23 protein-coding genes and 1 pseudogene are annotated in these 25,229 nt (G+C 61.4%); 8 read left to right on the top strand and 16 right to left on the bottom strand.

What is annotated here, in order from left to right; all coding sequences use genetic code 11:
- The 4 genes from ABIE35_RS05155 to ABIE35_RS05140 are packed head-to-tail and all read left to right on the top strand — an operon-like array spanning position 1 to position 5,367.
- Complete coding sequence (locus tag ABIE35_RS05155; RefSeq protein ID WP_354513043.1) at positions 1 to 1,218, top strand: MFS transporter; 1,218 nt, start codon at positions 1 to 3, stop codon at positions 1,216 to 1,218.
- Positions 1,215 to 2,486 (top strand): FG-GAP repeat domain-containing protein, encoded by a 1,272-nt coding sequence (locus tag ABIE35_RS05150; RefSeq protein WP_354512948.1) that lies wholly within the window; start codon positions 1,215 to 1,217, stop codon positions 2,484 to 2,486. Before ABIE35_RS05155 ends, ABIE35_RS05150 begins: the two co-directional genes overlap by 4 nt.
- The gene (locus ABIE35_RS05145) at positions 2,486 to 4,183 is read left to right on the top strand and encodes an FAD-binding oxidoreductase (RefSeq protein ID WP_354512946.1); all 1,698 of its coding nucleotides are present in this window, start codon (positions 2,486 to 2,488) and stop codon (positions 4,181 to 4,183) included. Before ABIE35_RS05150 ends, ABIE35_RS05145 begins: the two co-directional genes overlap by 1 nt.
- On the top strand, positions 4,180 to 5,367 hold the full coding sequence (locus tag ABIE35_RS05140; protein ID WP_354512944.1) for an acyltransferase family protein: 1,188 nt from the start codon (positions 4,180 to 4,182) through the stop codon (positions 5,365 to 5,367). Before ABIE35_RS05145 ends, ABIE35_RS05140 begins: the two co-directional genes overlap by 4 nt.
- Before the next feature lie 43 nt (positions 5,368 to 5,410).
- Here the strand turns inward: ABIE35_RS05140 and ABIE35_RS05135 are convergent, their stop codons facing one another.
- Positions 5,411 to 5,539: a hypothetical protein gene (locus tag ABIE35_RS05135; protein WP_354512942.1), complete on the bottom strand. Its 129-nt coding sequence runs from the start codon at positions 5,537 to 5,539 to the stop codon at positions 5,411 to 5,413.
- 119 nt (positions 5,540 to 5,658) lie between these two features.
- Positions 5,659 to 6,540 carry a helix-turn-helix transcriptional regulator gene (locus ABIE35_RS05130; protein ID WP_354512940.1) on the bottom strand — a complete coding sequence of 294 codons (882 nt, stop codon included), beginning with the start codon at positions 6,538 to 6,540 and terminating at the stop codon, positions 5,659 to 5,661.
- 326 nt (positions 6,541 to 6,866) lie between these two features.
- On the opposite strand from ABIE35_RS05130, the gene ABIE35_RS05125 reads away from it, so the two are divergent.
- Positions 6,867 to 8,255, top strand: a complete 1,389-nt coding sequence (locus ABIE35_RS05125; protein ID WP_354513041.1) for an MFS transporter — start codon at positions 6,867 to 6,869, stop codon at positions 8,253 to 8,255.
- A 464-nt stretch (positions 8,256 to 8,719) separates the two neighbouring features.
- Here the strand turns inward: ABIE35_RS05125 and ABIE35_RS05120 are convergent, their stop codons facing one another.
- The 8 genes and pseudogenes from ABIE35_RS05120 to ABIE35_RS05085 all read right to left on the bottom strand — a co-directional run bounded on the left by ABIE35_RS05120 (position 8,720) and on the right by ABIE35_RS05085 (position 14,619).
- Positions 8,720 to 8,959 carry a hypothetical protein gene (locus tag ABIE35_RS05120; RefSeq protein ID WP_354512938.1) on the bottom strand — a complete coding sequence of 80 codons (240 nt, stop codon included), beginning with the start codon at positions 8,957 to 8,959 and terminating at the stop codon, positions 8,720 to 8,722.
- 60 nt (positions 8,960 to 9,019) lie between these two features.
- Positions 9,020 to 9,514, bottom strand: coding sequence for a DUF2306 domain-containing protein (locus tag ABIE35_RS05115; RefSeq protein WP_354512936.1), 495 nt, complete (start codon positions 9,512 to 9,514; stop codon positions 9,020 to 9,022).
- A 78-nt stretch (positions 9,515 to 9,592) separates the two neighbouring features.
- On the bottom strand, positions 9,593 to 10,060 hold the full coding sequence (locus tag ABIE35_RS05110; RefSeq protein ID WP_354512935.1) for a hypothetical protein: 468 nt from the start codon (positions 10,058 to 10,060) through the stop codon (positions 9,593 to 9,595).
- Between the two features lie 91 nt (positions 10,061 to 10,151).
- Positions 10,152 to 10,559: an Hpt domain-containing protein gene (locus ABIE35_RS05105; RefSeq protein ID WP_354512933.1), complete on the bottom strand. Its 408-nt coding sequence runs from the start codon at positions 10,557 to 10,559 to the stop codon at positions 10,152 to 10,154.
- Positions 10,543 to 11,268, bottom strand: coding sequence for a signal peptidase I (locus tag ABIE35_RS05100; RefSeq protein WP_354512931.1), 726 nt, complete (start codon positions 11,266 to 11,268; stop codon positions 10,543 to 10,545). The genes ABIE35_RS05105 and ABIE35_RS05100 overlap by 17 nt, the downstream gene beginning before the upstream one ends.
- Positions 11,269 to 11,445: 177 nt before the next feature.
- Positions 11,446 to 12,054: a TasA family protein gene (locus ABIE35_RS05095; RefSeq protein WP_354512929.1), complete on the bottom strand. Its 609-nt coding sequence runs from the start codon at positions 12,052 to 12,054 to the stop codon at positions 11,446 to 11,448.
- A gap of 1,195 nt (positions 12,055 to 13,249) precedes the next feature.
- A pseudogene (locus tag ABIE35_RS05090) lies at positions 13,250 to 13,483 on the bottom strand (ATP-binding cassette domain-containing protein); the annotation flags it as partial.
- 632 nt (positions 13,484 to 14,115) lie between these two features.
- Positions 14,116 to 14,619 carry a hypothetical protein gene (locus ABIE35_RS05085; protein ID WP_354512927.1) on the bottom strand — a complete coding sequence of 168 codons (504 nt, stop codon included), beginning with the start codon at positions 14,617 to 14,619 and terminating at the stop codon, positions 14,116 to 14,118.
- A 628-nt stretch (positions 14,620 to 15,247) separates the two neighbouring features.
- On the opposite strand from ABIE35_RS05085, the gene ABIE35_RS05080 reads away from it, so the two are divergent.
- A complete protein-coding gene (locus ABIE35_RS05080) occupies positions 15,248 to 15,949 on the top strand; it encodes an NUDIX hydrolase (protein ID WP_354512925.1) in 702 nt (233 codons plus the stop codon).
- Between the two features lie 45 nt (positions 15,950 to 15,994).
- Here ABIE35_RS05080 and ABIE35_RS05075 read toward each other — a convergent pair whose 3' ends face one another.
- From ABIE35_RS05075 to ABIE35_RS05050, 6 genes are all read right to left on the bottom strand, one after another.
- Positions 15,995 to 16,675 (bottom strand): DedA family protein, encoded by a 681-nt coding sequence (locus ABIE35_RS05075; protein ID WP_354513039.1) that lies wholly within the window; start codon positions 16,673 to 16,675, stop codon positions 15,995 to 15,997.
- 102 nt (positions 16,676 to 16,777) lie between these two features.
- Positions 16,778 to 17,857, bottom strand: coding sequence for a LacI family DNA-binding transcriptional regulator (locus tag ABIE35_RS05070; RefSeq protein WP_354512923.1), 1,080 nt, complete (start codon positions 17,855 to 17,857; stop codon positions 16,778 to 16,780).
- Between the two features lie 38 nt (positions 17,858 to 17,895).
- Positions 17,896 to 18,798 (bottom strand): carbohydrate ABC transporter permease, encoded by a 903-nt coding sequence (locus tag ABIE35_RS05065; protein WP_354512921.1) that lies wholly within the window; start codon positions 18,796 to 18,798, stop codon positions 17,896 to 17,898.
- Entirely contained in the window at positions 18,795 to 19,676 is an 882-nt protein-coding gene (locus ABIE35_RS05060; RefSeq protein WP_089593847.1) for a carbohydrate ABC transporter permease, read from the bottom strand. Before ABIE35_RS05060 ends, ABIE35_RS05065 begins: the two co-directional genes overlap by 4 nt.
- A gap of 46 nt (positions 19,677 to 19,722) precedes the next feature.
- Positions 19,723 to 21,060 carry an ABC transporter substrate-binding protein gene (locus ABIE35_RS05055; protein ID WP_354512919.1) on the bottom strand — a complete coding sequence of 446 codons (1,338 nt, stop codon included), beginning with the start codon at positions 21,058 to 21,060 and terminating at the stop codon, positions 19,723 to 19,725.
- Between the two features lie 44 nt (positions 21,061 to 21,104).
- Positions 21,105 to 22,541 (bottom strand): glycoside hydrolase family protein, encoded by a 1,437-nt coding sequence (locus ABIE35_RS05050; protein ID WP_354512917.1) that lies wholly within the window; start codon positions 22,539 to 22,541, stop codon positions 21,105 to 21,107.
- A 338-nt stretch (positions 22,542 to 22,879) separates the two neighbouring features.
- Between ABIE35_RS05050 and ABIE35_RS05045 the strand changes: the two genes are divergently transcribed.
- On the top strand, positions 22,880 to 24,439 hold the full coding sequence (locus ABIE35_RS05045; RefSeq protein ID WP_354512915.1) for a glycoside hydrolase family 32 protein: 1,560 nt from the start codon (positions 22,880 to 22,882) through the stop codon (positions 24,437 to 24,439).
- 126 nt (positions 24,440 to 24,565) lie between these two features.
- The gene (locus tag ABIE35_RS05040) at positions 24,566 to 25,174 is read left to right on the top strand and encodes a dihydrofolate reductase family protein (RefSeq protein ID WP_354512913.1); all 609 of its coding nucleotides are present in this window, start codon (positions 24,566 to 24,568) and stop codon (positions 25,172 to 25,174) included.
- Positions 25,175 to 25,229 lie beyond the last annotated feature (55 nt).

The following is a 25,229-nucleotide window of genomic DNA, read 5'->3' as shown; positions in this document are numbered from 1 at the left end:
ATGCCCTTGGGCCTGATCGCGCTCGCTGTAGGTGGGTTCGGGATCGGCCTCACAGAGTTTGTCATCCTGGGACTGTTGCCGGAAGTAGCGGCAGACTTCGCCGTCAGTATCCCGGTCGCCGGGCACCTGGTTTCCGGCTACGCCCTCAGCGTCGCCGTCGGAGGGGTGTTGGTGACTGCGGCGACAGCAGCCCTCCGCCCCAAGAGCGTTCTGTGTGCCTTGATGGTTCTCTTCATTCTGGGAAACCTGATGTCAGCGGTGGCCGGAGATTACGCCACCATGTTTGCAGGCCGGGTTGTTGCGGCGCTGTGTCACGGAGCCTTCTTCGGGATCGGCGCCGTGCTTGCTTCACAGCTGGTCACCCCTGATCGCAAGGCGCGGGCCATCTCCATCATGTTCGCCGGGCTGACCATCGCAAATGTCCTGGGCGTTCCGATGGGTACGTTCCTGGGCCAGCAGCTGGGATGGAGGTCCACTTTCTGGTCGATCACCATTGTGGGGGTTATCGCCCTGGCAGGGCTGATCGCCTACGTACCGGCGCAGGATGCCGTGGAACGGGGACCAGGGCAATTGCGTCGCGAGCTGGGGGCATTCACATCCGGACAAGTTTGGCTGTCCGTCCTGGTTACCGTTTTTGGATTTGGGGCCATGTTTGGCGCCTTTACTTACATCGCGCCGATGCTCACAGACTTGGCCGGGATGCCGGCAGGTGCGGTGCCATGGATGCTGGTCATTTTTGGCGCCGGGCTGTTCACCGGCAACATCATTGGGGGCAGGGCCGCTGACGGGAACCTGGATAAGTCATTGCTGGTTCTCTTGTCGACCCTGACCGTTGTTCTGCTGGTCTTCACCATCACCGTTCACAACCCCTGGGCAGCAGCGGTGACCTTGTTCCTCCTCGGGGCTGTCGGATTCGCCGCCGTCCCCGGCATGCAGACCCGCGTGCTGTCCTTCGCCCACGAGGCACCAACATTGGCCTCCGGGGTGAACATCTCCGCGTTCAACCTCGGAAACGCCATTGGCGCCTACCTTGGCGGGACAACTATTGCCGCCGGGCTTGGACTGTCATCGCCCATATGGGTCGGTGCAGGACTAGCCCTCATCGCGGTGGCACTCATGGCGGCAGCTTCCCTGATGCTGAGCCGAACGGACACCTCCCTTTCCGGCACTCCGGAGACCACATCATCACTCGAACCCACACGAAAGGTACTCTCATGACCTCACCCGCGGTCCCTAAGACCATTCCCAGCCTGGACGTCACCGAACCGGCCTTCGGGACTGAGACAGTGACGGACTTCCTGCGTGACGGCTACTGGCTGGAAGCTGCAGACATCGACGGCGACGGCAAACCCGACCTCGTCGGCTACGGCCTCAAAGTAGGTGAAATCTACTGGTACAAGAACCCCACCTGGGAAAAGAAGCTGGTGCTGGACAAGATCAAAGAACCTGTCGGGATGGACTTCGGTGACATCACCGGCGATGGCACTACCGACCTGGTTGTCTGCTACCAGCTTTACGGCCCCGGCGGGACGATCCATCACGCCGACCCTGAAGGCGGAAAGATCGATTGGCTGGAAAACCCCGGCAATCCGTCCGAAGCGACTGAAAACTGGAAACGGCACTACGTCGGGCGTGCCATCGGCATGCACCGCCTGCGCGTCGGCCACTTCACCCGTACCGACAAAATCCAAATCATCGGATTCCCCATCGTTGCCGTTGAAGACGTCCACGCCGTCCTGCCCGTGGTTCTGTTCACCCCCGGTGATGATCCGCGAGCCGAATGGAACAAGGAAATCATCAGCGACTCCGACTTCAGGATGATCCACGGCGTCGCCAGAAAGACGGGACTGATTCCGGGGTCACCGCTGGATTCAATCCTCATGGCCTCCGATGAGGGGGTCACCTGGCTCTACTACGACCAGGACAACAGCACGTGGGCCTGGGATCACATCGGCGATGGCGAGGAAAGCCAATTCGAGAAGACCACGTTTAAAGGCAGCGGAGACGTCGACGGCGGACGCATCGGCGATGACCCCCTTGCTTACGTAGCAGCCATCGAACCTTTCCACGGGAATACCGTCGCCGTGTACGTCCGCAGCGGGGGAGACGCCGAAGCCGCCGGCTGGACCCGGCACCTGCTGGACATTTATGGGGACCCGAACGAGAACGGTGAAGGCCCCGGCCACACCGTCATGTGCCGTGACTTCGACGGGGATGGCGACGACGAATTCTTGATCGGCCTGCGCGGTCCCGAACCTTGGCAGGGCGCTTATTACTACAAGGCCGTGGATCTGGCCAAAGGCTTGTTCCTGAAATGGAAGGTCTCCGGGGAATCCATTGCCCGGATCGTTGCGGGGGATTTCACCGGACGCGGCGTGGAAGATTTCGCCACCATCTCCTACTCGGTCCAGCACTACTTTGTTGCCCCCAAAGCCGAAATCACCCTGCACCCGAACAACACCGCCCAACGTGGAGGATCCATCTGATGACGACCACCGAAAAGCCCGGTATTGGGCGCCGGTTCTTCATGGCCGGTTCCGCCGGCACCATCGCCGCAGCCTCTCTGGCCGCCTTGGGGACAGCCAACGCCCCCCAAGCCCAGGCCCTCAACCACACCGCTACAGTGCCTGATGGTTCCGTCATCAAATCCGGGGACTCCCGCTACGCGGACCTCATGACGGGCAACAACCAGCGGTTCGTTTCACATCCCGACTATGTCCGGCTGATCACGAGCACCAAAGATGCCGAGGACGCCGTCCGCGAAGCGGTACGTACCGGCAAGAAGGTCTCGGTTCGAAGCGGCGGGCACTGCTTCGCTGATTTTGTCTGCAACCCCTCCATCCAGGTCATCCTCGACGTGTCCCCGATGAACGCGGTTTACTACGACAAAAAAATGGGCGCCTTCGCAGTGGAGCCCGGCGCACGGCTGATGAACGTCTACGAAACGCTGTACAAGAACTGGGGCGTCACCGTTCCCGGGGGCATCTGCTACAGCGTCGGTGCTGGCGGCCATATCGCCGGCGGCGGCTACGGCCTCCTCTCACGCTCCCACGGCCTGGTCGTGGACCACCTCTACGCTGTCGAGGTCGTTACCGTGGACGCCAACCGTAAAGTCCGCACCGTCACCGCAACCCGTGACGACAAAGGCGAACTCGGTGACCTGTGGTGGGCACACACCGGCGGCGGAGGCGGGAACTGGGGCATCGTCACCAAGTACTGGTTCCGGTCTCCGGGCACCCAGGGAAAGAACCCTTCCGGTCAACTCGTTAAGGCCCCTTCCACCGTGCTGGTGAGCGCCATCTCCCTGCCTTGGGACCAACTGGACGAAACAAAGTTCCGGCGCCTCATCACCAACTTCGGCACATGGCACGAAAAGTACCGCCAACCCGGCACCCCGGAGTCGCACTTGAGCAGCCTGTTCAACGTCAGCTCCAAGGCCCACGGCAGCTTGGGGATGTTCACTCAGATCGATGCCGCGGCCCCGGACGCCAAGGGCGTCATGGAGCGGTATGTGGCGGCAATCCTTGACGGGGTCGCCATCACCGCCGAACCCGTGGAGAAGCCGAACGGGGAAATCCCGGCCATGCCGGAGTTCTTCAAGACCCGGGAAATCCCATGGCTGCAAGCTACCCGGCTTGTCGGGACGGACAACCCGGTGATCACCAACCCCACCAGCCGCGGCGCCCATAAATCCGCCTATCTGAACCGCAAGTTCACCGATGACCAGATCGCTGTGCTCTACCGGCAGATGAGCCGGCCGGACTTTACCAATCCGAACACGATGCTGGTCCTGTTCTCGTTCGGCGGGCAAGTCAACGCCGTCGCCCCCGAGGCCACGGCAAACGTCCAGCGCCAATCAGCGTTCAAGTTCTGCCTGCAAACGTTCTGGCCGGATGCCGCCGATGACGACTTCTACCTTGGCTGGGAGCGGGAAACGTACGAAGGCATGTTCAAGACCACCGGTGGTGTACCCGTTCCCGGCGACCAGCTCGACGGCTGCTACATCAACTATCCCGATGTTGATGTAGCCAGCACGGACCACAACAGGTCGGGCGTTGGCTGGCAGACCCTTTACTTCAAGGGCAACTACCCCCGACTCCAGCGGGCCAAGGCCAGTTGGGACCCCACCAATTACTTCACCCACAGCCTCGGCATCGAACTCCCGGCAGGAAGTGCCTCATGACCGCCGCGGTCCCCGAAGCGACTACCGCGCGACCTCGGCTCAGTAAGTTGCCCTCCCTGACCGGGCTTCGGTTCTTCGCCGCGCTGCTGGTGTTTTTCTTCCACATCACCTTGTCCAACTCACCGATCCCGCCGAACGACCCCATTAATCCGTTCGCCGATACGGAGCTCGGGTCCACCTTGGAATGGCTGGTCAGCAAAGCAGGATATGTGGGCGTGTCGTTCTTCTTCGTCCTGAGCGGATTCCTGCTTGCTTGGGCATCCAAACCGGGCGAGCAGAAGCGACAATTCTGGCGCCGGCGGCTACTGAAGATCTTCCCCAACCACTTGGTCATGTGGGTGCTGTCGATGATCCTGTTCGCCGCCGCCATCAACCCGCCGCTGGGCTGGATCAGCAACCTCTTCCTGGTGAACTCGTTCATCCCTGACGCCTCCGTCTACGTTGCGGTGAACCCACCCTCATGGACGCTCAACAGCGAACTGCTTTTCTACATGCTGTTCCCGCTGCTGATGGTTCCGATCAGAAAGATCCCCGGCAATCGCCTCTGGGTTTGGGCATGGGTGACGGTGGCTGCGATGATCGCAGTTCAGCTCGTCACCACTTACCTGATCCCCGCGACCCCAGTCTCGGCCCTGACACCGATTTCCGAGGCACAGTTCTGGTTCGGCTACATCTTCCCGCCAGCCCGGCTGTTCGAATTCATTCTGGGTTCTATCCTGGCTCGGATCGTGCTTTCGGGGCGCTGGGTTCCCTTGAAGATGTGGCACACTCTCATCCTCTGCGTGGCAGGCTACGCAGCGGCCATGATTGTCCCGTTTGTGTACTCCTTTAACGTGGCCACCATCGTTCCGGTCGCAGCGATCATTTGCACCGTCGCAACCCGCGACATCGCTGGCCAGACAGGCTTCCTCGGTTCCAAACCCATGGTCTGGCTGGGAAACATCTCCTTCGGCTTCTACCTGTGCCAGGGAGTCGTGATCTTCTACGGCCGCATCCTGCTAGGCAACGAGGTGTACCCGACACCCGTCGCCTGGCTGGTGGTCGCCGGCTTCTTCGTGGCCACCTTGTTGGGTGGGTGGGCCTTGTACGCCCTCGTGGAAAAGCCCGTCATGGACCGCTGGGCCCGCCCCAGGCCAAAACCGGTTCAGCCGGAACCGGCTCAGGCCACCGTTACCGTGGGGTAGACAAGAAGTGAAGAAGGTCCGATCCTGATGGATCGGGCCTTCTTTACGCTGTCAGCGCTCGCTGCTTGATGGCTCCGTCAACGTGGAGCTCGTCGATCGAGGCGAAGATGTGGGACAGCGCGGCTGCCGCGCTATAGGCCTCATCCGGGGTTTCGCTGCCCCTCTCAAGCATCCGGTTACGAGCCGTCCTGACATATAGGGGACCACACAGACTGCCCGCCGTCCTATCCCATAGGACGGCGGGCAGTTTGGACCCGAACCCTGCATATGCGGGTTGTTTGAGTGCTGCCGCTACTTGGCGTGGACGTGTTGAGGTTCGCCGACCACTACCGTGTCACTGGACGTCAGCAACTGCAGTGCTTCGGCCGCTGGGGTCCCAGGGTCAGCGGTGTACATGAGGATCCGGTGGCCGGACTCATCGGGCGGAGTCAGGACTTCGAAGTTCAGCTCAAGATCGCCCACCTCCGGGTGGTGCATGTACTTCAGTCCAGACATGCAGTTTTCCACCGGATGCCGCGCCCACAAATTGGCGAACTCTTCGCTGTTCATGGTCAGCTCACCGACCAGCGAAGCGAGTTCCGGGTCATCAGTGGCGCGACCCGCGACCAACCTTAACGACGACACCGCACGTGTGGCCTCCTCAAGCCACCGCGTGTACAGCTCACGGGTGTGACGGTCCAAGAACAACAGCTTCGTCATGTTAGGCCGCACCGAAGGCGTTTCCGGTGAAGCGAAGTCAAGGTGACCGGCTACAAGTCGGTGCCCAATGCGGTTCCAGGCCAGTACTTCGCTGCGGCGCCCCAACACGACTGCCGGTGTGTTGGACATTGACTGGATCAATCGCAGGGTACCCGGCCTGACCTTGTCGGGCTTAGTCAGCGTGCGCCGTTTGGTCGTGCCGGGCCGGGCAAGGTTGAACAGGTGCGCGCGCTCGTCCGTGTTGAGGTTCAGGGCCCGGGCGATGGCATCGATGACCGCCTCTGAGGCATTGTTGCTGAGGCCCTGCTCCAGACGGGTGTAATAGGTGTTGCTAACGCCGGCGAGCATGGCGAGCTCTTCCCTGCGGAGGCCCGGTACACGGCGGATGCCGTAGTTGAGAAGGCCGACGTCCTCTGGCTGTAAGGCAGCTCTTCGGACGCGAAGGAACTCCCCAAGTTCACTTAGATTACTCATGCGCCCCATTCTGCCGGTCTTCTCCGGCGCTGTCCTGTCCCTGCCAGTGACAGCCTAAACGTCAGGACGCATTGGTACATGTGACAAGACAGCCGCATCGGAGCAGGGTATGGGTGCTTTCCCGCCTGTCACTGTCAGTGGTAGGCAAGAGGGGGTGTGGTTGATCCCCGGACATTCCGTGACTGTGGAGTTGTGAAGATGCCGCCATCGGGCGGCCACCCCTCCAGAGAAGGATCACCGTCATGACCACCCAACCGGATGTCACCACGGGACCCGGCGTCCCGCCCTCGATCGAATCGCAACCGGCAACTGCTCCCGCGGGACGCATGACAGGCCGGCAGCGGCTGGCACTCATCGTCCTGCTCGCAGCGAGTTTTACCCTCGCTGTTGACTTCTCCATCCTCAACGTAGCCCTCCCGGCCATCGGCACCGATGTTGGCTTCAGCTTGGAGAACCTTCAGTGGATTGCAACGTCATTCGCACTGTGCGCAGCGGGCCTGACGCTGCTGTTCGGACGTGTGGCCGATATAGCCGGGCGCCGCAAGATGTTTATCATCGGCATGGCCCTGCTCGGTGCTGCGTCGCTTGCCGGCGGATTGGCTGCCGACCCGGCCTTGTTGCTTATTGCTCGCGTGGGACAAGGAGTCGCGACGGCAATTGTCGTTCCCGCTGCCCTGTCCCTGCTGCTGGCATCTTTCCCGGAAGGCCCGTTGCGCGATAAGGCACTGGGCCTCAATGGTTCACTGATGGCCGCAGGCTTTACGACCGGCGCCATCCTCGGCGGACTCCTGACAGACCTGCTGAGCTGGCGGTGGGCGTTCTTCATCAACGTGCCTGTTGCCATCGCAGTACTGGTTATCGCTCCCATCGTCCTTGCCGAGAGCAAGCCCACCACGAAGTTGAAGCTGGACGTTCCGGGTGCCATCACCGTCACCCTCGGCCTTCTGGCACTTGTCTTCGGTTTGACGAACGCCGCCGAGCACTCCTGGACCAATCCGCTGACTCTGGGCTCCCTCGCGGCAGCCGTTGTGCTCTTTGTTGCCTTTGTGGCGGTCGAACGCCGGGCAAGCTCGCCGCTGGTGCCGCTGGAGATTTTGAAGCGCTCCACCGTCGCCTGGGGCAACATCGCCGGCATTCTGGCCTTCGTCACCGAAACGTCCCTGGTGTTCTTGCTGACGCTTTACCTGCAGCAAGTTCTCGGCTATACCCCGCTCGGTGCTGGCCTGGCCTTCGCAGTCCTTGGCCTTGGCACGGTACTCGGTGGCGTGCTCGGACCCAAGGTGATCGGAAAGATCGGCAACAAGAAAGCAATCGTCTATGGATTCATGGTTCAAGCCATTGCGACCGGCGCCCTCGTCCTGCTCAGCGCAGATCCCGCATCCATCGGCCTGCTGCTGGTCGCCACCTTCATTGGTGGCGTAGCCAACCTTGTCGTCATCGTCGGATTCATGGTCACCGCTACCTCCGGGCTGCCCGATGAAGAACAAGGCCTGGCCACAGGGCTGGCAACCATGAGCCAGCAGATCGGCATCACCATGGGCATCCCCATCATGAGTGCCATCTTCACAGCCCAAATCCTCAGCATCGGGAACAACGAGGTCCCGGCTGTCCTCAGCGGTGTCACAACCGCCATCTGGGTCAACGCGGGCCTTTGCCTGCTCACTGCACTGGTTGTGGGCCTGTTCCTGCGCAAGCCGGTGATGTCCGCCAACTAAGCCCCACAGGCAAGAGCCCTACACGAAGACTGCGGGGGAGGGTTCTTCTAAGGACCCTCCCCCAGTCGTGGAGCAGGAGCCATGAAACTCGGAACAGAACAACGAACAGTTCACCGATACTAAACGCTGTGACCGGAACCTGCTTTTGGTGAGTCCCATGGATGTCCTTGGAGAGCCTCGCCTCCGTTCCCGAAACAACAGCCACCGCAGGCGTCGAATTTCTCGATCTAACTGGCCTGACTGCAACGGATGACCACTGGATGTCGGCGATGCGCGAAGTACCAGGCGTAGTTGAAGCATCTGTGCTGCTGGATGAACCACAGCGGGGGAGCATCGTGTCCGCAAAGCAGCCGGCACAGTCTCGTCGTGTTCCACAGCGATCCGGAAAATCACGACGAAATTCGCAACACCATTCGAGCCACCAATCTGGAACTTACGTAAGGAACATCATGTAGATCCTGGTTCTAACCATCCAGACCATTGAGTACAAGTTCGTCAACAACTTCCTCATACCGGAATCTCCGCACCGTCAAGGCCATGAGGTCGTCCTCGGAGATGTGGACACCTTGAGCTACCTCGAAGGTGAAATCCATTGCAGGCAGGCGACATTCAATGGCGGCGCTGTCGGCGAACGTCACGTCCTCCTTGATCAGATGCGCTCCTGCGAAGAATTCGATCTCGTCTGGGTGCTCGACTACAGCCACCCCGACCGAGAAAAGGAATTCTTCCAGCTTCTGTGGCTGCTCGAGAAATTCGCTGTTCGGTTACTGCCGGACGCTGACCACCGGTGCGGTCTTCTGACGAAGTTGCATCAGGCCAGCGACAGTCAGGCCGGCAGTAAGCACCAGGGCAGCCACCCAGAGCGTGAGCCCTGCGAGGTCGTGGATGGCCATCTGGGGGAGCCGTCGATCCGGCACGGCGATGACGCCGATGAAGGCTCCGACGAGTCCGAAGTAGCTGCCGGTCATAAAGCGCTGATGCGCGCGGATGTTACCGCGGCGGACGGTCACAAGGCCCAAAGTCAGGGTGCAGAACGTCAGCACGGACAGGGCGTGGAGCCAGTTGAATCCGCCGTCGATGGTCCGGATACCGAAGGAGGTGAGGACCACGATGTACATGGCCACTGCCCAGATTCGGCCCAGGATCTTGTGCGCTGCGCTGCCTTTATTGCGGCGGAGCAGGTTCACGGCGCCGAAGATCAGGGCGTAGCCCGCTGCGATGGCATGCAGAGCGATGAGTAGGGTCCACGTAGAAGGCATACGGCCAGCCTAGCGAGTCGGACGGGGACGATGAGGCAAGTCACCGACCTACGGCCCCCGCGCCCATGGACATCTGACTCACGGGCAGTTCAGCGTCCCTGTCAAGGGTGCGCCCGCCCACGCGTTTGTGGAGTTGGGCACCTTGTAGTAACCGCGGATCTGGTAGGTCCAGGTGCCTGCGAGGTTGCCCGTGTTCTGGACTCCTGAGCTGTAGCTCTTTCCTGATGCCTTGCTGAGGTCGCCCGTGAACTGTACAACGCCGTCGGGGTCTATGACTTTGAGCTCGTGGTAGTTCGCGTAGGCGACGGCGGTGAAACTGCTGACGCTGATTTTGGCTTGGCCAAACCAGAGGAATGAATCGCAGGACTTCGTCACGGTTACCGTGTTGGCTGCCGGCGCCGGGATCTTTGCCGCGCTGACAGCCATCGCACCTGATGCGGTGTCGTTGAACTTGGCGTGCGCCGGTGAAACGTAGACGCCCATCAGCAGGAGCATGGCGGCCAGGATGGTGGCCGGTACTTGCCAGATGATGCCTTTGCCATGCATGTGCGTGATGCCGTTCCGGTAGTGCGAATGATGTGTTTCCAGTGTGGCGAACGGCCCTCAGGAAACGCCTCGGTGAACGCTCAAGGTCCGCTCAAGACCCGAAAAATCCCCGGTGCCGGGTCAGCGATGTATGCGCGGCCCGGATGAGGTCGGACCGTGAAGCAAGGCAGCGGTCTGCTGTCTGCCGCAGCGCGGGCAGCGCATCGGCTGCGTCGTCGAAGTGCTTTTCCCGGATCATTGTCTCGATGGCACGGCATTGATGCTCCGTCTCCATCGCTCCCACCATCGAAGAGCTGATCTTCAGGCTGAGAACAGCGGTGGTGGTCTCCGTGGCGTCATGCTCGTCCACCGCGTGGACGATTCGTTCGACGCGCTGCGGAAGCATCGCGAGGTATTTGGCAAGGAAACGCAGTGCCGGTTCCGGGCTTCCCAGTTCCTCGGCGAGTGATTGGAGCCTGCCCAAGTCCAGTTCACCGCCTGGATTACCCGATGGCTTCATCGCGGCCTCCGGCCGTTTCCTCGAGCGTGGTCTTGGCGGGGTCCTTGGTCCAGATGGAGGCAAGCATTCCGATGACCAGGATGGTGGGTGCGCCGTACATCAGGATGTTCATGACGATGGGTTGGCGCAGTGCACGGATGGCGTTGCCGACTCCCGGGATGGTGGCGACGTGCTTGTCCACGGTTTTGCCCTGCAGGGTGGCGATCCAGGGGTCGATGCCATTGTTGGCGTCGCCCTTGGTCTGGACTGCTACGCCGCCGTCGGCGGTGGTGCTGATCCCGGTGATCCGGTGGGTTTCGACCCGCTGGTCTTCGACCGGGATGTGGTAGGTGATGATGTCGCCGACCTTGACGTCGGTAATGGGGGTGGGGACAGTGACGACGACGTCGCCCGGGTTGATCAGCGGGGCCATGGATCCGGTGAGCATGGTGGAGGTCTGGTAGCCCAGGACGCGCGGGCCGATCGCCAGGAACAGGAACACCAACGCTGCGAGGACCAGCATGCCCATGCCGATAACCCTCACCACTTTGCCGGCAATCCGGCGGAAGGCGGCGGTTGTGCTCGCAATGGGGGTGGCCGCTGCGGGCTGCTTCACAGCGGCGGTCTCAAGGACGGAAGGAACGACGGCGGCGGGTTGGGTCCCGTTCCCTGCTGCGGCCGAACGCCGGCCGCGAACTGCTGGGGTGGTGATGGTGCTCAGTGCGCTCATGCCTGGCGTTCCTTTCGTGGTGTTCGACGTGCTTTCAGTCTGTCCTTCCCCGCTCAAGAGAGCGTGCGGGTAGGCCTCAAGACTTGATCAGGAAATGGTCAGGAACCGGCCGGAAGGGCATACCGGCCGGCCCCTGGGGTCTATCGGCTGGCCGTTCGGGGTCAGCGGGGGTGGGTGCTACTTGGTGGTTTCGGTGCGCTGGGTGCCGGTGAAGGAGAAGGCGATGGTGGAGGTGGCGCCTTGGAAGTCGTTGTTGGCGGTGGTGGGGAACGCGGTGGTGACTTTGAGGTTGTCGGTCTTGGCCGAGGTCAGGGAGGTGAGGTTGGTGAGGGCCTTGTTGGCGGTGATGACCGGGGCGGAGGCCAGGACGGTGCTCTTGGTTCCGGTGCAGCTGTAGGGGGCGGCGGTGCCGGTCCAGGCCACGGAGCAGTTTTCGATGGTCAGTTGCAGGCCGTTGGTAGCGTCCGTGGTGAGCAAGGACCCGGTGGCCCCGGCGGAGGTGGTGAGGGTGACGTTGTTCAGGTCCGAGTTGCCGGTGTTGGCCAGGGTGACGAGTTTTTCGACCTTGTCTCCGGGGAGCAGTCCTGCGATGGGGACGTTGAGGGTGTTGGCCGGGCCGGGGGCGCCCAGGGCGATGGTGACCGTGCCTGCGGTGACGGCCTGCGACGCGGAGGTCGAAGAGGTGAACGCGCCGTAGGTTCCCATGCCGGCGACGGCGGCTGCGGTGCCGACCAGTGCGACGGAGGCGAGGATTTTGCCGGAGGTGGTCTTGAGGCTGATGGCCATCTGAGTATGGTCCTTTCGGGAGGCCACCGCGGGTACGGCCGGCCGTTTCTTCCAGCCTCTCTGGCTGACAAGAACTACTGTGCCGGGCCCGGATCAAGAACCAACCCTGCAAAACCACAACACTGACTCAGGAAAACCTCAAGACTCCCGCACCGGCAAAATCCGAATGATGCAGGTTGGACGGGACCGACATTTGCGCGCCGCAGACGATTCAGGAGTGCTCGGTAGCTTTGGACCGTGCGGCCGTTATAGCGTCCTTGACTTTCGATAGGACGGCGTCGAGGTCGTAGCCAGGGTGCACTTGAATGAGGGCGCAACCGTATTCTTCGCAGAGCGAGGCCTTGATAAGGTCCCTGTCCTGCTGGCGTTCGAAAGCGTCCGCCCCGCCGAAGAACTCAACCGGCCTCGTGTGTTGGGCACCCTGATACTCGATCCCGATGTTGTAGGCGGAGAAGTAGATGTCCAGGCTTTGGGGCACTAACCAGCCAGGCCGGGCTTGATGCACGATACGTTCTCCCGGAAACGCTGCTTGGATCTCTCTCAGCAGCTTCATCTCAGAAACCAACCCTTCGCCGATCCTCGGGATCTTGACCTGGTCGCGGACGTCATTCTCCGCAGCCATGACGAGGGCCCTAAGCCGCCAGAAGACGAGGGCATTGTGATCCAAATGGCGGACCCACGGTCCTGGCCACACGATGGGTTCCTCATAACCAGACCAACCCTCGAAGGCTCCAGGTGTTTCAACTGGGCGATCTGCGTCGCGGGATTCGGCCAAGAGATAGCGCACGGTGTCTCCAGATAGGCGCTGAACGACCTCGTCCTCAATGTCGGCTGCCACTTCTTCGACCGTCTTATCCGCCGTGAGCCGGTACCAGAAGTCTTCCAGTAGGCTCATGCCGTGCTGGGCATGAAAATCGTCCAGACGTGTTTGAAGGGCCTCCATGATGGCACCGTAATGTCTGATGCCCTTCGTGGTGATGCTCGTGTCCAGGGGCAGATCCGCCCGAGGGTATTCACGGACCACTGATTCAAGGGTGAGTCTGGTATCGACGTGGTTACTCCGGCGCTCTTCAAGGAGTTCGTACAGGAAAACCTCAATGTAGCCGCGCTGTCCGTTGACATCTACGGGTTCACCGGCCAGCAGAGACGGTCGGCTGCTGATGGACATCATCGAAGACCAGAAACTCGCCGGCGCGCGCCGGTTCACCGGGTCGAAGCCCTTGGTTGGTTCGTCCAGGATGAGCAGCTCAGGGTTGTTCATGATGGTCACGCCCAGCTGGACTTTCTGTTTCTGGCCGCCGGAGAGCTTCTCCAAGTTCAGGTTGGCTTTATCCGCCAGTTGCACCCGTTCCAGGTATTCCATGGACCAGGATTTGGCGGCAGCCTTGCTCAGACCTTTGAGCCGGCCGAAGTAAACCATGACGTCCAAAGGCGGACAAAAGGCCAGTCCAGATCGACCTCCAATGGCCGCCGCCGCGGATGCGGACGAGAGCCTAAGCTCAACTTCGTCGTTGCTGGCCGCGACGGGGTCAGGGGACTTTGCGTCGGGCCTGGCGGAGGTGGCGAAGGGTGCGAATACCGGTTCCTCCCTTTCAGGGATGCTGGGCGCCGCAGGATCTGTCCAACCTGAACTTTCGACTTCGAACTCCAAGCATTCTGACTCCAGTAACCGCCGCCGAACGCGACCCGCCAAGCAAGGTGCTGAACCTGATAAAAGCGACGGGTAAAAGCGGTGTGCGCTGGAAAGCTCCAGCACGCCCGAGAAAAGCTGAGTAAAACTAAGACTTGCCGGGGGTGTCCCGCCGTCGCCCGGCCTTCGCCTCGCCATGAGCTTCCCTCGCGGCTCGTGACGCGCGGCGTTTTGCCGGGGGAGCGATCGTGGGTCATATCGTATGACCTTGAGGGGGGCTGGGCCATGCGCATCTTTGATCGACAACGGACACACCCCGGGCCTGAGACGTCGCGGAAGCGATTTCGGTGCCGAGGGGCGGTGCTTGGGCAGCCACAGCCACAGGGCGCCAAGTTGTGCGTCCCACCCATCTGGGGCGGGACGCACAACTGTTATTGCTGGAACCAGATTTCACCAACAATGAGTCCGGGCGGACTCGCGTGCTGAACAGCGTCGAATTCTGGGCTGGCGGCGAAGAGTGTCACTCTAAGAGGGGTTTCGCCTCGCGCGTTGAGGCCCTGCCCTGTCGAGAGCACCAGGCCTTCGGGAAGCCCCGCCAGAGCATTTCTCGCCTCCAGAAGGTCCGTCGCTGTCCAGGAGGCCCTGACCAGATATAGATAGCCCGGCTCGAAGTAGGAGCCCAGGAGTTCCTCCACTTCAGCAGGAACTTGGGTAGCGATGACCGTGACTTTCGAGCCAGGGGGCACGGTGAGCACGGAACGCGAAACGATTCGCCCGTCATTGAAGAGACCTTGGATGGTGGCCTCACAGGCTTCCTGCTCTGCGGTGTTCAGGGTCCGTGACGGCCCTCGATGGAGAGTTCCCAGATGCGTGGCGAGCCGTGCAGCATCGCCAACAATGGAGTCCGTGGCGGGAGGCCCTTCCGTCCATGACATGACTGCCAGGGCGCCTTGTTCCCAACGCGCATGCAATTCACCGTGCGTGATGGACTCATCCTGCGCGAATTGGAAGCTACCGAGAACTTCAACCCCTGTTGTTGCCCCTCCCGTTGACTGCGGCACCCGATGAGTGAACCAGGTGCGCCCGTCGGTATGGGTCAGCCAGCCTCGTGCCCGGATCACCGAGTTCGCGGGAATCAGGGCATCTACTAACCGCATAGCGGTGCCGGCTCACGTGTCGAATCAGCGTCGACCTGTGTTTCCGTGCGCTGCTCACTGGATTTCACCAAAGTGGTCGGAGCGAAGCATCCAAAGCCGTCATCGACAAAGGCATCCATCGACCATTTGGCGTCACCGGGTCCGCGGTAACACTGGAACCCTATCCAGTCGGGCTGCGACTGGAGCATTCTATTGCCTTGGCTCATGCATGTGGCTTCGCTGTAGAACCAGTTGTTGTAGTAACGCTCTTTGACCTCCAGGGCCTGCGCCGGAGCGGCGGTAGCGGCAAAAAATCCGCCAATGATGGCCGCAGCGGCCAGAACCTACGCAAGACGACGCCTGATGGTGCTTTTCACTTGAAGGTGTTCCCGGCGGTGTGCGCCTGTCTCGATCAGTACTCACAGAGATGGGACGATGGGGCCCCCGATGCAGATCAGCCGGCCAGCCACTCCGGCAGCGGGATGTTGAGCCGCACAAGAAGCCGGACAACGGTGTCCTCCACGAATGTGTCTTCGGGCTCTTCAACAGCTTCGACGGAACCAGTCAGGCAGCAGAGCGTGAACTCGCTGAAGAGACAGGCCTTGACCTGGGAAGGCTGCCGGTTCATATAGAGCAGCTGGCTACTTACACCAGTCCGGATAGGGATCCCCGAATGCGGGTTGTTTCCGTGGCCCATCTGGCGCTCCTGGCTTCCAACGGGACCTCACTGCCAAAGATTGCCGCCGGGTCCGATGCTGCCTCTGCTGGTTGGTATGCCGTCCATGACGTTCTCCGCAGCAAAGAGCTGGCCTTTGATCACGCCGCTATCCTGGGTGACGGGTTGGCGCGGCTGGCAGGGAAAATGGAATACACCACCGTCGCTGCCCGGCTTCTGCCGGAGGAGTTCACGTTGACCCAGCTTCGCACCGTCTATGACGCCGTGTGGGAAACAACTCTGGCAGCTGGTAACTTCACCCGCAAGATGATGCCTCAGTTGAATGACACCGGCCGGAAGACCCACGGAACAACCGGCGGTGCCCCGGCTGCGCTGTTCACCGCCACGGACCGGCACATCCATCCGCCGCTCAAACGCTTCCCCACGGTTCCCGTCCAACCGCGCCGAACGTGAGGTGTTTTCCGCGCCAAGCGCGGTCGGAGCATTAACTGGGAACGCCTACTTGGCGCTTTCCTTGCCCCGTCTTACCCTGCGGACAACGAGCCACGCAATGAAGGCGGCAAGCCCTGCGTATACGGCGTAGTTGAGAAATCGTGAGTACTGGTCAACCAAGTGGTACTGCTTGCCGAGCAACGCGCCCAAGCCGATGAGCAGCGCGTTCCATACTCCGGTGCCGGCGATGGTGAAGATGCTGAAGGTCATCAGGTTCATGCGTTCGGCGCCCGCCGGGAGGGAGATGAGGCTGCGCACCCCGGGCAAAAGCCTGCCGAAGAAGATCGCGGACTTACCGTGGCGTTCGAACCAATCGGCGGCTTTCTCGAAATCTTCCCGATCAACCAGTGGAAGTTTCGACAGCAGGTTGATGGACCGCTTAAGCCCTACTTTGTACCCCAGCCAGTACAACAGCAGCGCGCCCACATAGGCACCCAGGGTACTGGTAAGGAACACCAGCAGCAGATTGATGCTGCCTTGCTGGGTGAGGAAACCTGCCAGGGGCAGGATGACTTCGCTGGGAATCGGCGGGAATACCGTCTCAAGAAGCGTCAGCAGGCCCACACCCCATTCGCCGAGGGCCTCGATTACTTGAGCCGCGACACCGACGATCCCGGTCAGCTCGTCGGTGGAACCACCCGTTTCCAGAGAGCCGATCAAAGCGATGTCCTTCCCAAGAGCTGACAGGTTCACAAGGGAAGCCCAGTGATGGGGGACCACTGGGCTTCCACCCTCAACGCTATTCCCATGAGCGCCTGCGGGCAATGAGCAGTTGTTCGTGCAGGAATGCTAAGCAGATGAATGCACTGCTACGGAGGCTCGCTCAACCGGCGGGCAAGCGATCTTCACAGCTGACTCAAGGGGCGCAGCATCCAGGCCCAGGAGCATGCGTACGCCGGCTGCGCCCAGTTCGTAATGAGGCAGTGACACGGTGGAGAGCGGCGGGCGCAGGTGGGCGGCGATGACTTCCTGGTTGTCGAAACCCACCACGGCCATGTCCTCTGGGATGGACAGCCCGTTTTCCCTTAGGCCATCGTAAAGTCCCATGGCCATGCGGTCGTTGTAGCAGTACACGGCACTCACTCCAAGCGCGAGCAGGCTTTCCGTGGCGCCGTAGCCGCCTTCCTGATCAGGGTAGGCCTCCAGCACCAATGCCGGATCAAAGGGAATTCCGGCGGCATCGAGTGCGTCCTTATACCCTTGGAGCCGGCCATCCCTGGCGGGCGCAGGGGTGGTGGCGTTGATGAAGGCGATGCGACGGTGGCCGCCGCGGAGCAGGATCTCGGTTGCCGATTGTCCGCCCTGGGTCTCATCGGGGACCACGGCGCGGGCTGCTCCGGCTTTTGGTGAAAAACAGTTCACCAGGACGAAGTCCGATTCCCGCAGGGTTTCGGGGATGTCCGTAGGACGGTGGAACCAGGTGGAGTACAAGATGCCGCGTACTTTGTATTCGAGCATCATGGCGATCGCGTCTTTTTCGAGCTCTTGGTTGCCTTCGGTATTCGCGATCAGCAGGGCATAACCATGTTTCCAGGCTTCGTCTTGGGCGCCGTGGATGATTTGGCCGGCGAACGGCGTGGTGGCTACGCCGTCGGCAACCAGGCCAATGAATTTGGACGTTCCGCTCACCAACGTTTTGGCCATGGCGTTGGGACGGTAACCGAGTTGGGAGATCGCTTCGGTGACGCGTTGGCGGGTTTCGTCGGCGATCCGTGCGTTCTTCTTCTTGTTGATCACCAGGGAGACCGTGGCAGTGGATACTCCGGCCAGTTCAGCCACCTCGCGGAGGGTCACCGGATGGGCACGGCCTGTTCTGACAGGAACGGCGGGGGTGGCCGCGTTGCCTGACTCTCTCTCCTGCGAAATCATCTGTCCTCCTTCAGGAGTATAACCGGCGGCCATAGCGCTCATCCCTTGTTCGCTCCGCTCTCAAGGCCTTGGATCATGGCCTTGTTGAGGGCAAGGAATACCAGCAGCAGCGGGGTGATGGTCACGCAGACAGCGGCGAACGTGGCCGTCCAGTCGACCTTGCCCATGGCGCCGATATAGTTCTGCAAGCCCAGGGGGATGGTCTTGAGGTCCTCGGAGAGAACAAAGGTGTTGGCGAAGATGAAGTCGTTCCAGATGAAGATGCTGTTGACCAGCACCACGGTGACCACGGTGTTGAGGGAGAGCGGCAGCGTTATCAGCCCGAAGATCCGGTAGGGTCCGGCCCCATCCAGAGATGCTGCCTCGTAGGTTTCGCGCGGTATGTACTCGAAGAAGGACGAGAAAAGGTAGATGGACATCGGGAGTGCGAAGCCGGCCAGGGGGATGATCATCGACTGGTAGGTGTCCAGGAGGTTCACCGCGGAGTAGTCGATGAACAGGGGGACCAGCGCGATTTGGACGGGAACAATGATGCCGATCAGGAACAAGCCCCGGACGAACTTGCTGAGGCGGAAGCCAAGGACCTGAATGGCGTAGGCGGCCATCATGCCGAAAAGGACAATCAGAATGTTGGCGCCCATGGTGACGATGAAACTGTTCAGGATGTTCCGTCCCAGGTCGCCGGTTTCAAAGGCCCGGGCATAGTTTTCCCACGTCAACGAGCTGGGAAGTCCGAACGGATCACCGGTGGCAAAGTCGTGTTCGGTCCGCAGGCTGGTCACGAAGAGCCAGGCGAGCGGGTACACCTGGACGATCACGATGAGCATGATCAGGACCCTCGAGAATGTCCGGTACAAGCTGGGCTTCCGACGCCGGCGCTCGCGGACGGGAGAAGGAACCCTGGCGCGGGTCGGCTGAGCCGGGGCTGTCTGGGTGATCATGAATCTGCCTTCCGCTTGAGCATGAACAAGATAAGGCCGACGGCGACGAGGCACTCGATCACGATGAAGACGGCGATGGTACTTGCGTAGCCGAAATCCGTGCTGGTGAAGGCTGTCTTGTACATATAGGTGGTGAGGAGCTCGGAGGATTGTCCGGGGCCGCCGTTGGTCATGAGGTACGGGATATCAAAACCGCGCAGGCCGTAGGTGGTGGCCATGATGGTGGTGGTGATCCACACGGGCCGGATGTAGGGGAAACGGATCTTGGTGAAGAGCGTCCACTTCGATGCGCCGTCCAGGACCGCTGCTTCTTCGAGTTCCTTGGGTACGGCGATCAGGGCCGCGTAAATGATGAGCATGTACAGCCCGGTGAACCGCCACCCTTCAGGGGCGGAGACCGCGGCCAGTACTGTGTTGACGTCGGACAACCAGGCACGCTCCAAGGAACCCAGTCCAATCCAGTGCAGCAGCTGGTTCAGCAAGCCGACAGGATCAATGGAGTAGATGCGGACAAAAAGGAACGCAATGGCGACCGTGGAAATCACGGCGGGCAGCAAATAAAGGGTCTTGATCAATTCACGTCCCCTGCGCAGGGACGTGAGCAGGCTGGCGACAACCAGGGCGCCGCCCAGTTGCAGGACCAGGCAGATGGCCAGGTAGACCAGGGCATTGAAGAAGGAACGCCAGAAGATGTCATCAGCCGTGAGCATTCGGACGTAGTTGGCCAGCCCGACGAACTCCATGTCACTGATGCCGTTCCAGGAGAAGAAGCTCAGGAACAGGGACTGAAGTATGGGGAAGAGGACTGCTGCGCAGTAGAGCAGCAGGGGTGGGAGCAGGAAAACCAGGACTGAGGTCCTTGACCTGTTGGGAAGCATGGTGGGCCTTTCGGGCGGGGGCCTTACCGGCCCCCGCCGTTTCGGTTTACTTGAAGAATTTGGGCGCGTTCTGCTTGATGGCGTCGTCCATGGTCCTGGTGAATTGTTCGGGCGTGATGTTGCCCTGGACCAGGAGGACCAGCTCTTGCTGCAGGCGGCCGTTGGTGGTGGGGTCCAGCTGGGTGTCCCACGGCATGGCCTGCTTTTCCCCGAGGGTGTTGGCCGTTTCGAGGGCCTTTTTGTACAGCGGCGTGGCGTTCGCGGGGACGGTGGTTTCCACGGTGGTGGTGGGGGAAAGCGCCCCGGTGGCGGCGTACTCAGCCGGGTACTTCTGCAAGGCGAACTTCAGGAAGTCGCTGACCAGGGGATCGTACGTCTTCGAGTTCACGGCCATGCCGATGCCGGAGGGCGAAACGAATTCGTTGGCCGCCGTTACGGAACCCGTTGTTGTGGGAAGGGTGAAGAAGTCGATGTCGTCCCGGACGTCAGGGTTGAGTTTGTCGGTGGCGAGGCTGGGCAGTTCCCACGTGCCGATGTTGTACATCGCGGCTTGGCCGGAGGTGAACTGGTTCTGCGCGTCCGAGTAGCCCTGAGCGGAGAAGCCCTTCTGGAAGCATTCGGCCTTGCCAAGTGCGGCCATCCACTGGACGGTCTTCTGACCCGCGGGATCGCTGAACGCAGCTTCACCCTTCTTCAGTTTCTGCACGAAGTCGGGTCCGGCAGCCCGGAAGGGCTGGTAGGCGACATAGCGTTCCAGCGGCCACTGGTCCTGCCCGTCGATGGCGATCGGCGTGATTCCCGCGTTGCGCAGGGCAGTGCACATTGCCGGGATGTCGTCCAAGGACTGAGGGACAGCCACGCCCGCTTTTTGGAGCAGGGCCTTGTTGTACCAGATGAATTCCAGCTCGAACTGGAACGGGATCATGTAGAGGGATCCGTCATCGAAGCGCTGGTAGTCCAAGGCTCCGGGCCGGTAGTCGTCGTAGAGGTCCAGCGACTTCAGCAGCTTGTCGGCCTCCACCATTTTGCCCTGCTTGGCCAGCTGCTGAGCGAACGGGGTGGCGTCCGTGTCAAACAGCTCGGGAAGCTTGTTGGCCGCAGCCAGGGTTTCGAGCTTCTGGATGTAGGAGGGCCGGTCCGGGGTGGTGATGAGGTTCAATGCAAACCCCGGGTGGTCCTTGGCGTAGTCGTCGGCGAGCTTCTTCATGATGTTGATGACGGCGCCATCGGCAGGCCTGGAGAGGAGCCACGAGATTTCGCGGGGCTTGATCTCCCCGGTGGGGCTGACGTTGGAGGGGTCTGTAGCACCTCCTCCGCCGCCACAGGCTGTCAAGGCCAAAGCGGCGACGGCTGCGACGGCGGCAGCACGGAGTAGTTTCTTCATTGCGGCAATCTCCCTTGATTGGATCAGAGGTTGGGGTGGGGTATTCAGTTGTCGGTGCGTTGTCGTATCTCAAGTTCGGTGACCGTGACGGTTCCTTCGCCGGCAAAGACGCCTATCCTGCCGGTACTGAGGTCGTACATCCTGGCGCTGAGCGCCACTTGACGGTCGACGACGGCGACGCAAATGTCGCCGTCGACGATGACCTCAAGCGTGTGCACGCCGGGGGAGAGGTCACAGGGTCGCTCAAGTTCGACGTCGAACGGGACGTCACCTGAGACGTGCCACTGCGCATCGCCGGTGATGGCGCGCGGCCAGCGGTCGAAGACGAGCCGGCCACGCTTGGGTTCCAGACGGAGGACGTAGGAATGGTCGCCGTCGTTGCTTGAGCGGAGCAGCAACCCGCACTCGGTGGTGTTCGGAGCTATGTCCAGCACCACCTTGGCGTAAAACTGCTGCGGCAACTCCTCCTCGGACACCAAGGCCGTGTACCCGTCCGGCACATCGAGGCGGGTAGGCAACGCACTGGTCAGGGACAGCGGGACGTCATCCCAGAAGCTCTCTACCAGCTCGTCCGCGAAGGAGAATGCCAAGGTTCCGTCCGGGTTTTGGCGGGCTTCCAGCACGGACATAGTGCCGGCCCACTGCCATGGCCCATGATCGATGTTGCCTTCCTTGGTGGCGATCCAGCCAAAGAAGAACCGGCGACCGTCGCGTTCGGCGGACTTTGAGGCGTAGAAGGCGCGGCCATCGATGCTGTCCAGGTGCGGCACAGTCCACGGGCCGTCGGGGCTCTTGGCCATGCGGTAGCGGGTGGTGAAGGATTCCGAGAACTCGGAGTACACCATGTACCACCAGTCACCCCAGGCGAACACATCCGGGCATTCGTGAGTGATGTACCGGCGCGGGTCCCAGAACGGATCGGTGTGCTGCCAGGACATCAGGTCAGTGGACACGCACTGGGCTATCACGCCGCGGCGGCGTTGCGGGCCGGTGGAGTGCCGGGCTGCCAACAGCATCCTCCACTGCGACCTGCTGTCATCCCACAACACGAAGGGATCCCGCCAGTCACCGGACTCGTAACCGTCCGGAGCGCCAAAAGTCAGTTCCGGATGCTTTTTCCAGGTTCGCATGCCATCGGTGCTGGTGGCGTGCATGACCAACTGGAGGGGCGCGCCGTCGGCCCCGGCGTTCCGGGGGTTTTGGCCGGTGTAGAAGAGGTGGTGGACGCCGGACCCGTCCGCGACGATACTGCCGGTGTAGGCGTTGAAGTCGAGGTCGGCCTCGCTGCCATGGTGCAGGGAGACGCCATGGTTCTCAAATTGCGTGAGGTCCTTGGTGGTGACCAGGTTCCATGAAGTTCCGGGTTTTGGGTCTGAGCGGTCTTCGTGAAGGTAGAAGAGCCAGAACTCCCCGTCCTTCTCGTAGGGGATAAGGTCCCCAACCCATCCGTCGGCGGGTTGGAAGAAAACTGGGCGTTTCATCTGCGCTGATGTCCATTCTGCTAAAGCGTTTGATCACTTGTAAGCTAGCGTGAAACGTCACGCCGATCAAGCGTTTTAGCAATTTTAATTTTTCGCCATTATTGGGGTGCTAAAACGCTTGACCGCCGAGGCAGCCGCCGCTAATGTCCTGCGTAGCCGATGACTCACCGGGCCGCTCGATGCTGAGCCGTCCGAACCCGGCCATGAGTACCGATCCAGCTCTCCACCTGACGTGCAGTACCAGGCTCCCCGGGACCTTTCCGGACGACCCCGCACGTTCATCACCATGACGTTTGGCAGGTGGTCGCGCCCGCTAAACACTGAGAGGAAACACATCAATGACGTATGACATCTCTCGCCGCACTGCCCTGCAAGGTGCAGGAGTTGGTGCCTTGGCACTGTTCATGAGCAGCGCAATCCCCGTTGCCGCCCACGCCCAGACATCCCTCCGGGCGATCTACCACATGACTCCGCCGTCGGGCTGGCTGTGTGATCCGCAGCGTCCCGTTCATACCAACGGCGCCTACCAGCTCTACTACCTCCACTCAGGCCAGAACAACGGACCGGGCGGATGGGACCATGCGACCACCTCCGACGGGGTGTCGTACACCCACCATGGAGTGGTGATGCCACTGCAGCCGGACTTCCCCGTGTGGTCGGGATCGGCAGTAGTGGACACCGACAACACCGCCGGCTTCGGTGCCGGCGCAGTCATCGCGCTCGCCACCCAACCCACGGACGGCATCCGCAAATTCCAGGAACAGTATCTTTACTGGTCCACGGATGGCGGCTACACCTTTACCGCATTGCCCGACGCGGTCATTGTGAACACTGACGGACGGACGGCCACCACCCCCGCCGAGGTGGAGAACGCAGAATGGTTCCGCGACCCCAAGATTCACTGGGACGCGACGCGCAACGAGTGGGTCTGTGTCATCGGCAGGGCCCGCTACGCTGCCTTTTACACCTCTCCAAACCTGCGCGATTGGCAATGGAAGTCCAATTTCGACTTCCCCAACCACGCCCTCGGCGGCATAGAATGCCCGGATCTGTTCGAGATGACCGCCGGAGACGGCACCCGGCATTGGGTTTTCGGCGCGAGCATGGACGCCTACAGCATCGGCTTGCCCATGACCTTTGCCTACTGGACAGGTTCATGGAACGGCACAGCTTTCATCGCGGACAACCTCACACCGCAGTGGCTTGACTGGGGATGGGATTGGTACGCCGCCGTGACCTGGCCGGCCGTGGACGCACCCGAGACGAAGCGCCTTGCCACGGCGTGGATGAACAACTGGAAATACGCCGCCCGCGACGTTCCCACGGACGTGTCCGATGGTTACAACGGGCAGAATTCCATCACGCGCGAGCTCAGGCTCGAGCGCCAACCGGGCGGTTGGTACACCTTGCTCAGCACGCCCGTTCCGGCGCTTGCAAACTATGTCACTTCCAGCACCACCCTTCCGGACCGCACGGTCGACGGCAGTTTTGTGTTGCCGTGGAACGGGCGGGCGTATGAGCTGGAGCTCGATATCTCTTGGGACACTGCCGCGAACGTTGGAGTGTCGGTGGGCCGCTCGTCGGATGGCAGCCGCCATACGAACATCGGCAAATACGGCGCCGAGCTGTACGTCGATCGCGCACCCTCGGACCAAAGCGGCTATGCGCTGGCACCTTACACCCGCGCCGCCGCGCCCATCGACGCCAACGCCAGATCCGTCCACCTGCGCATTTTTGTCGACACCCAAAGTGTTGAGGTCTTTGTGAATTCCGGGCACTCGGTTGTCTCGCAGCAGGTGCATTTTGCGGTCGGGGACACGGGAATCTCCCTCTATGCTGACGGCGGTCCGGCAAACTTCACCGGAATCACCATCCGCGAGTTCGGGACACCTATCTAAGGCTGCACCCTAAGGCTGGAAAGAACGACGGCGACACTACAGCGGGCGGAAGCGTCGCCGTCGTTCTTCCGGTCCCCTTGGCGGTTCGCATCTTGACAACCCTCGCGCACCCACGACACTGAAGTCATGCATAGGAATTGCCGGGTCTCGGCCCAATTTTCGATGTCCCTGGACGGCTTCATAGCCCGCGACGATGACACCGTGGGCCCCTTGTTCGACTGGTACGAGGCCGGGGACGTCGAAACCTGGATGCCGGGTCATCCCGTTCCGTTCCACCTCAGTGAAGCCGATGCCGTCTACTGGAACTCGCTTCCACGTGAGGGGGCGTTCATCTCAGGCCGCAGGCTATTCGACATCACCAAGGGGTGGGGAGGACATCCGCCCAATGAATCGCCCACCGTGGTGTTGACGCACCGCGAACCCCCTCCGGATTGGCCGCCCACCAGAAGGGACGGCCAGCCCGTGCCTTTCGAGTTTGCCGGGGACCTGGAAACGGCACTGGAGCGCGCTGCCGTTCTCGCCGCCGGTGGAGAAATTGGAGTTGCCGGGGCAGACGTCGTGCAGCAGTGCCTCAGGCGCGGGGTGGTGGATGAGCTCCGCGTGGACCTGGTGCCGGTGCTGCTCGGAAGCGGTATCCCATGGTTTGGAGCACGTGATGGCGACCTCCTGTTTGATGATCCCGTGATTGTTCCGGGCACCCGGGTGACCCACCTTATCTACCGGGTAGGCCGCTAGGGAGCGGGCAGCAGGGCGTTTTCCACAGCGGGTGAAGCAGCGCACGACGTCGGGC

The organism is Paenarthrobacter sp. 4246 (genome assembly GCF_040546855.1).
GTDB lineage: Bacteria > Actinomycetota > Actinomycetes > Actinomycetales > Micrococcaceae > Arthrobacter.
This window is presented reverse-complemented; position numbering and strand designations above follow the sequence as displayed.

Excerpts from the sequence above, each read along its gene's own strand:
- ABIE35_RS05155 (WP_354513043.1), top strand. The coding sequence starts at position 1 with ATGCCCTTGGGCCTGATCGCGCTCGCTGTAGGTGGGTTCGGGATCGGC.
- ABIE35_RS05150 (WP_354512948.1), top strand. The coding sequence starts at position 1,215 with ATGACCTCACCCGCGGTCCCTAAGACCATTCCCAGCCTGGACGTCACC.
- ABIE35_RS05145 (WP_354512946.1), top strand. The coding sequence starts at position 2,486 with ATGACGACCACCGAAAAGCCCGGTATTGGGCGCCGGTTCTTCATGGCC.
- ABIE35_RS05140 (WP_354512944.1), top strand. The coding sequence starts at position 4,180 with ATGACCGCCGCGGTCCCCGAAGCGACTACCGCGCGACCTCGGCTCAGT.
- ABIE35_RS05135 (WP_354512942.1), bottom strand. The coding sequence starts at position 5,539 with ATGCTTGAGAGGGGCAGCGAAACCCCGGATGAGGCCTATAGCGCGGCA.
- ABIE35_RS05130 (WP_354512940.1), bottom strand. The coding sequence starts at position 6,540 with ATGAGTAATCTAAGTGAACTTGGGGAGTTCCTTCGCGTCCGAAGAGCT.
- ABIE35_RS05125 (WP_354513041.1), top strand. The coding sequence starts at position 6,867 with ATGACAGGCCGGCAGCGGCTGGCACTCATCGTCCTGCTCGCAGCGAGT.
- ABIE35_RS05115 (WP_354512936.1), bottom strand. The coding sequence starts at position 9,514 with ATGCCTTCTACGTGGACCCTACTCATCGCTCTGCATGCCATCGCAGCG.
- ABIE35_RS05110 (WP_354512935.1), bottom strand. The coding sequence starts at position 10,060 with ATGCATGGCAAAGGCATCATCTGGCAAGTACCGGCCACCATCCTGGCC.
- ABIE35_RS05105 (WP_354512933.1), bottom strand. The coding sequence starts at position 10,559 with ATGAAGCCATCGGGTAATCCAGGCGGTGAACTGGACTTGGGCAGGCTC.
- ABIE35_RS05100 (WP_354512931.1), bottom strand. The coding sequence starts at position 11,268 with ATGAGCGCACTGAGCACCATCACCACCCCAGCAGTTCGCGGCCGGCGT.
- ABIE35_RS05095 (WP_354512929.1), bottom strand. The coding sequence starts at position 12,054 with ATGGCCATCAGCCTCAAGACCACCTCCGGCAAAATCCTCGCCTCCGTC.
- ABIE35_RS05085 (WP_354512927.1), bottom strand. The coding sequence starts at position 14,619 with ATGTCATGGACGGAAGGGCCTCCCGCCACGGACTCCATTGTTGGCGAT.
- ABIE35_RS05080 (WP_354512925.1), top strand. The coding sequence starts at position 15,248 with ATGGGACGATGGGGCCCCCGATGCAGATCAGCCGGCCAGCCACTCCGG.
- ABIE35_RS05070 (WP_354512923.1), bottom strand. The coding sequence starts at position 17,857 with ATGATTTCGCAGGAGAGAGAGTCAGGCAACGCGGCCACCCCCGCCGTT.
- ABIE35_RS05065 (WP_354512921.1), bottom strand. The coding sequence starts at position 18,798 with ATGATCACCCAGACAGCCCCGGCTCAGCCGACCCGCGCCAGGGTTCCT.
- ABIE35_RS05060 (WP_089593847.1), bottom strand. The coding sequence starts at position 19,676 with ATGCTTCCCAACAGGTCAAGGACCTCAGTCCTGGTTTTCCTGCTCCCA.
- ABIE35_RS05055 (WP_354512919.1), bottom strand. The coding sequence starts at position 21,060 with ATGAAGAAACTACTCCGTGCTGCCGCCGTCGCAGCCGTCGCCGCTTTG.
- ABIE35_RS05050 (WP_354512917.1), bottom strand. The coding sequence starts at position 22,541 with ATGAAACGCCCAGTTTTCTTCCAACCCGCCGACGGATGGGTTGGGGAC.
- ABIE35_RS05045 (WP_354512915.1), top strand. The coding sequence starts at position 22,880 with ATGACGTATGACATCTCTCGCCGCACTGCCCTGCAAGGTGCAGGAGTT.
- ABIE35_RS05040 (WP_354512913.1), top strand. The coding sequence starts at position 24,566 with ATGCATAGGAATTGCCGGGTCTCGGCCCAATTTTCGATGTCCCTGGAC.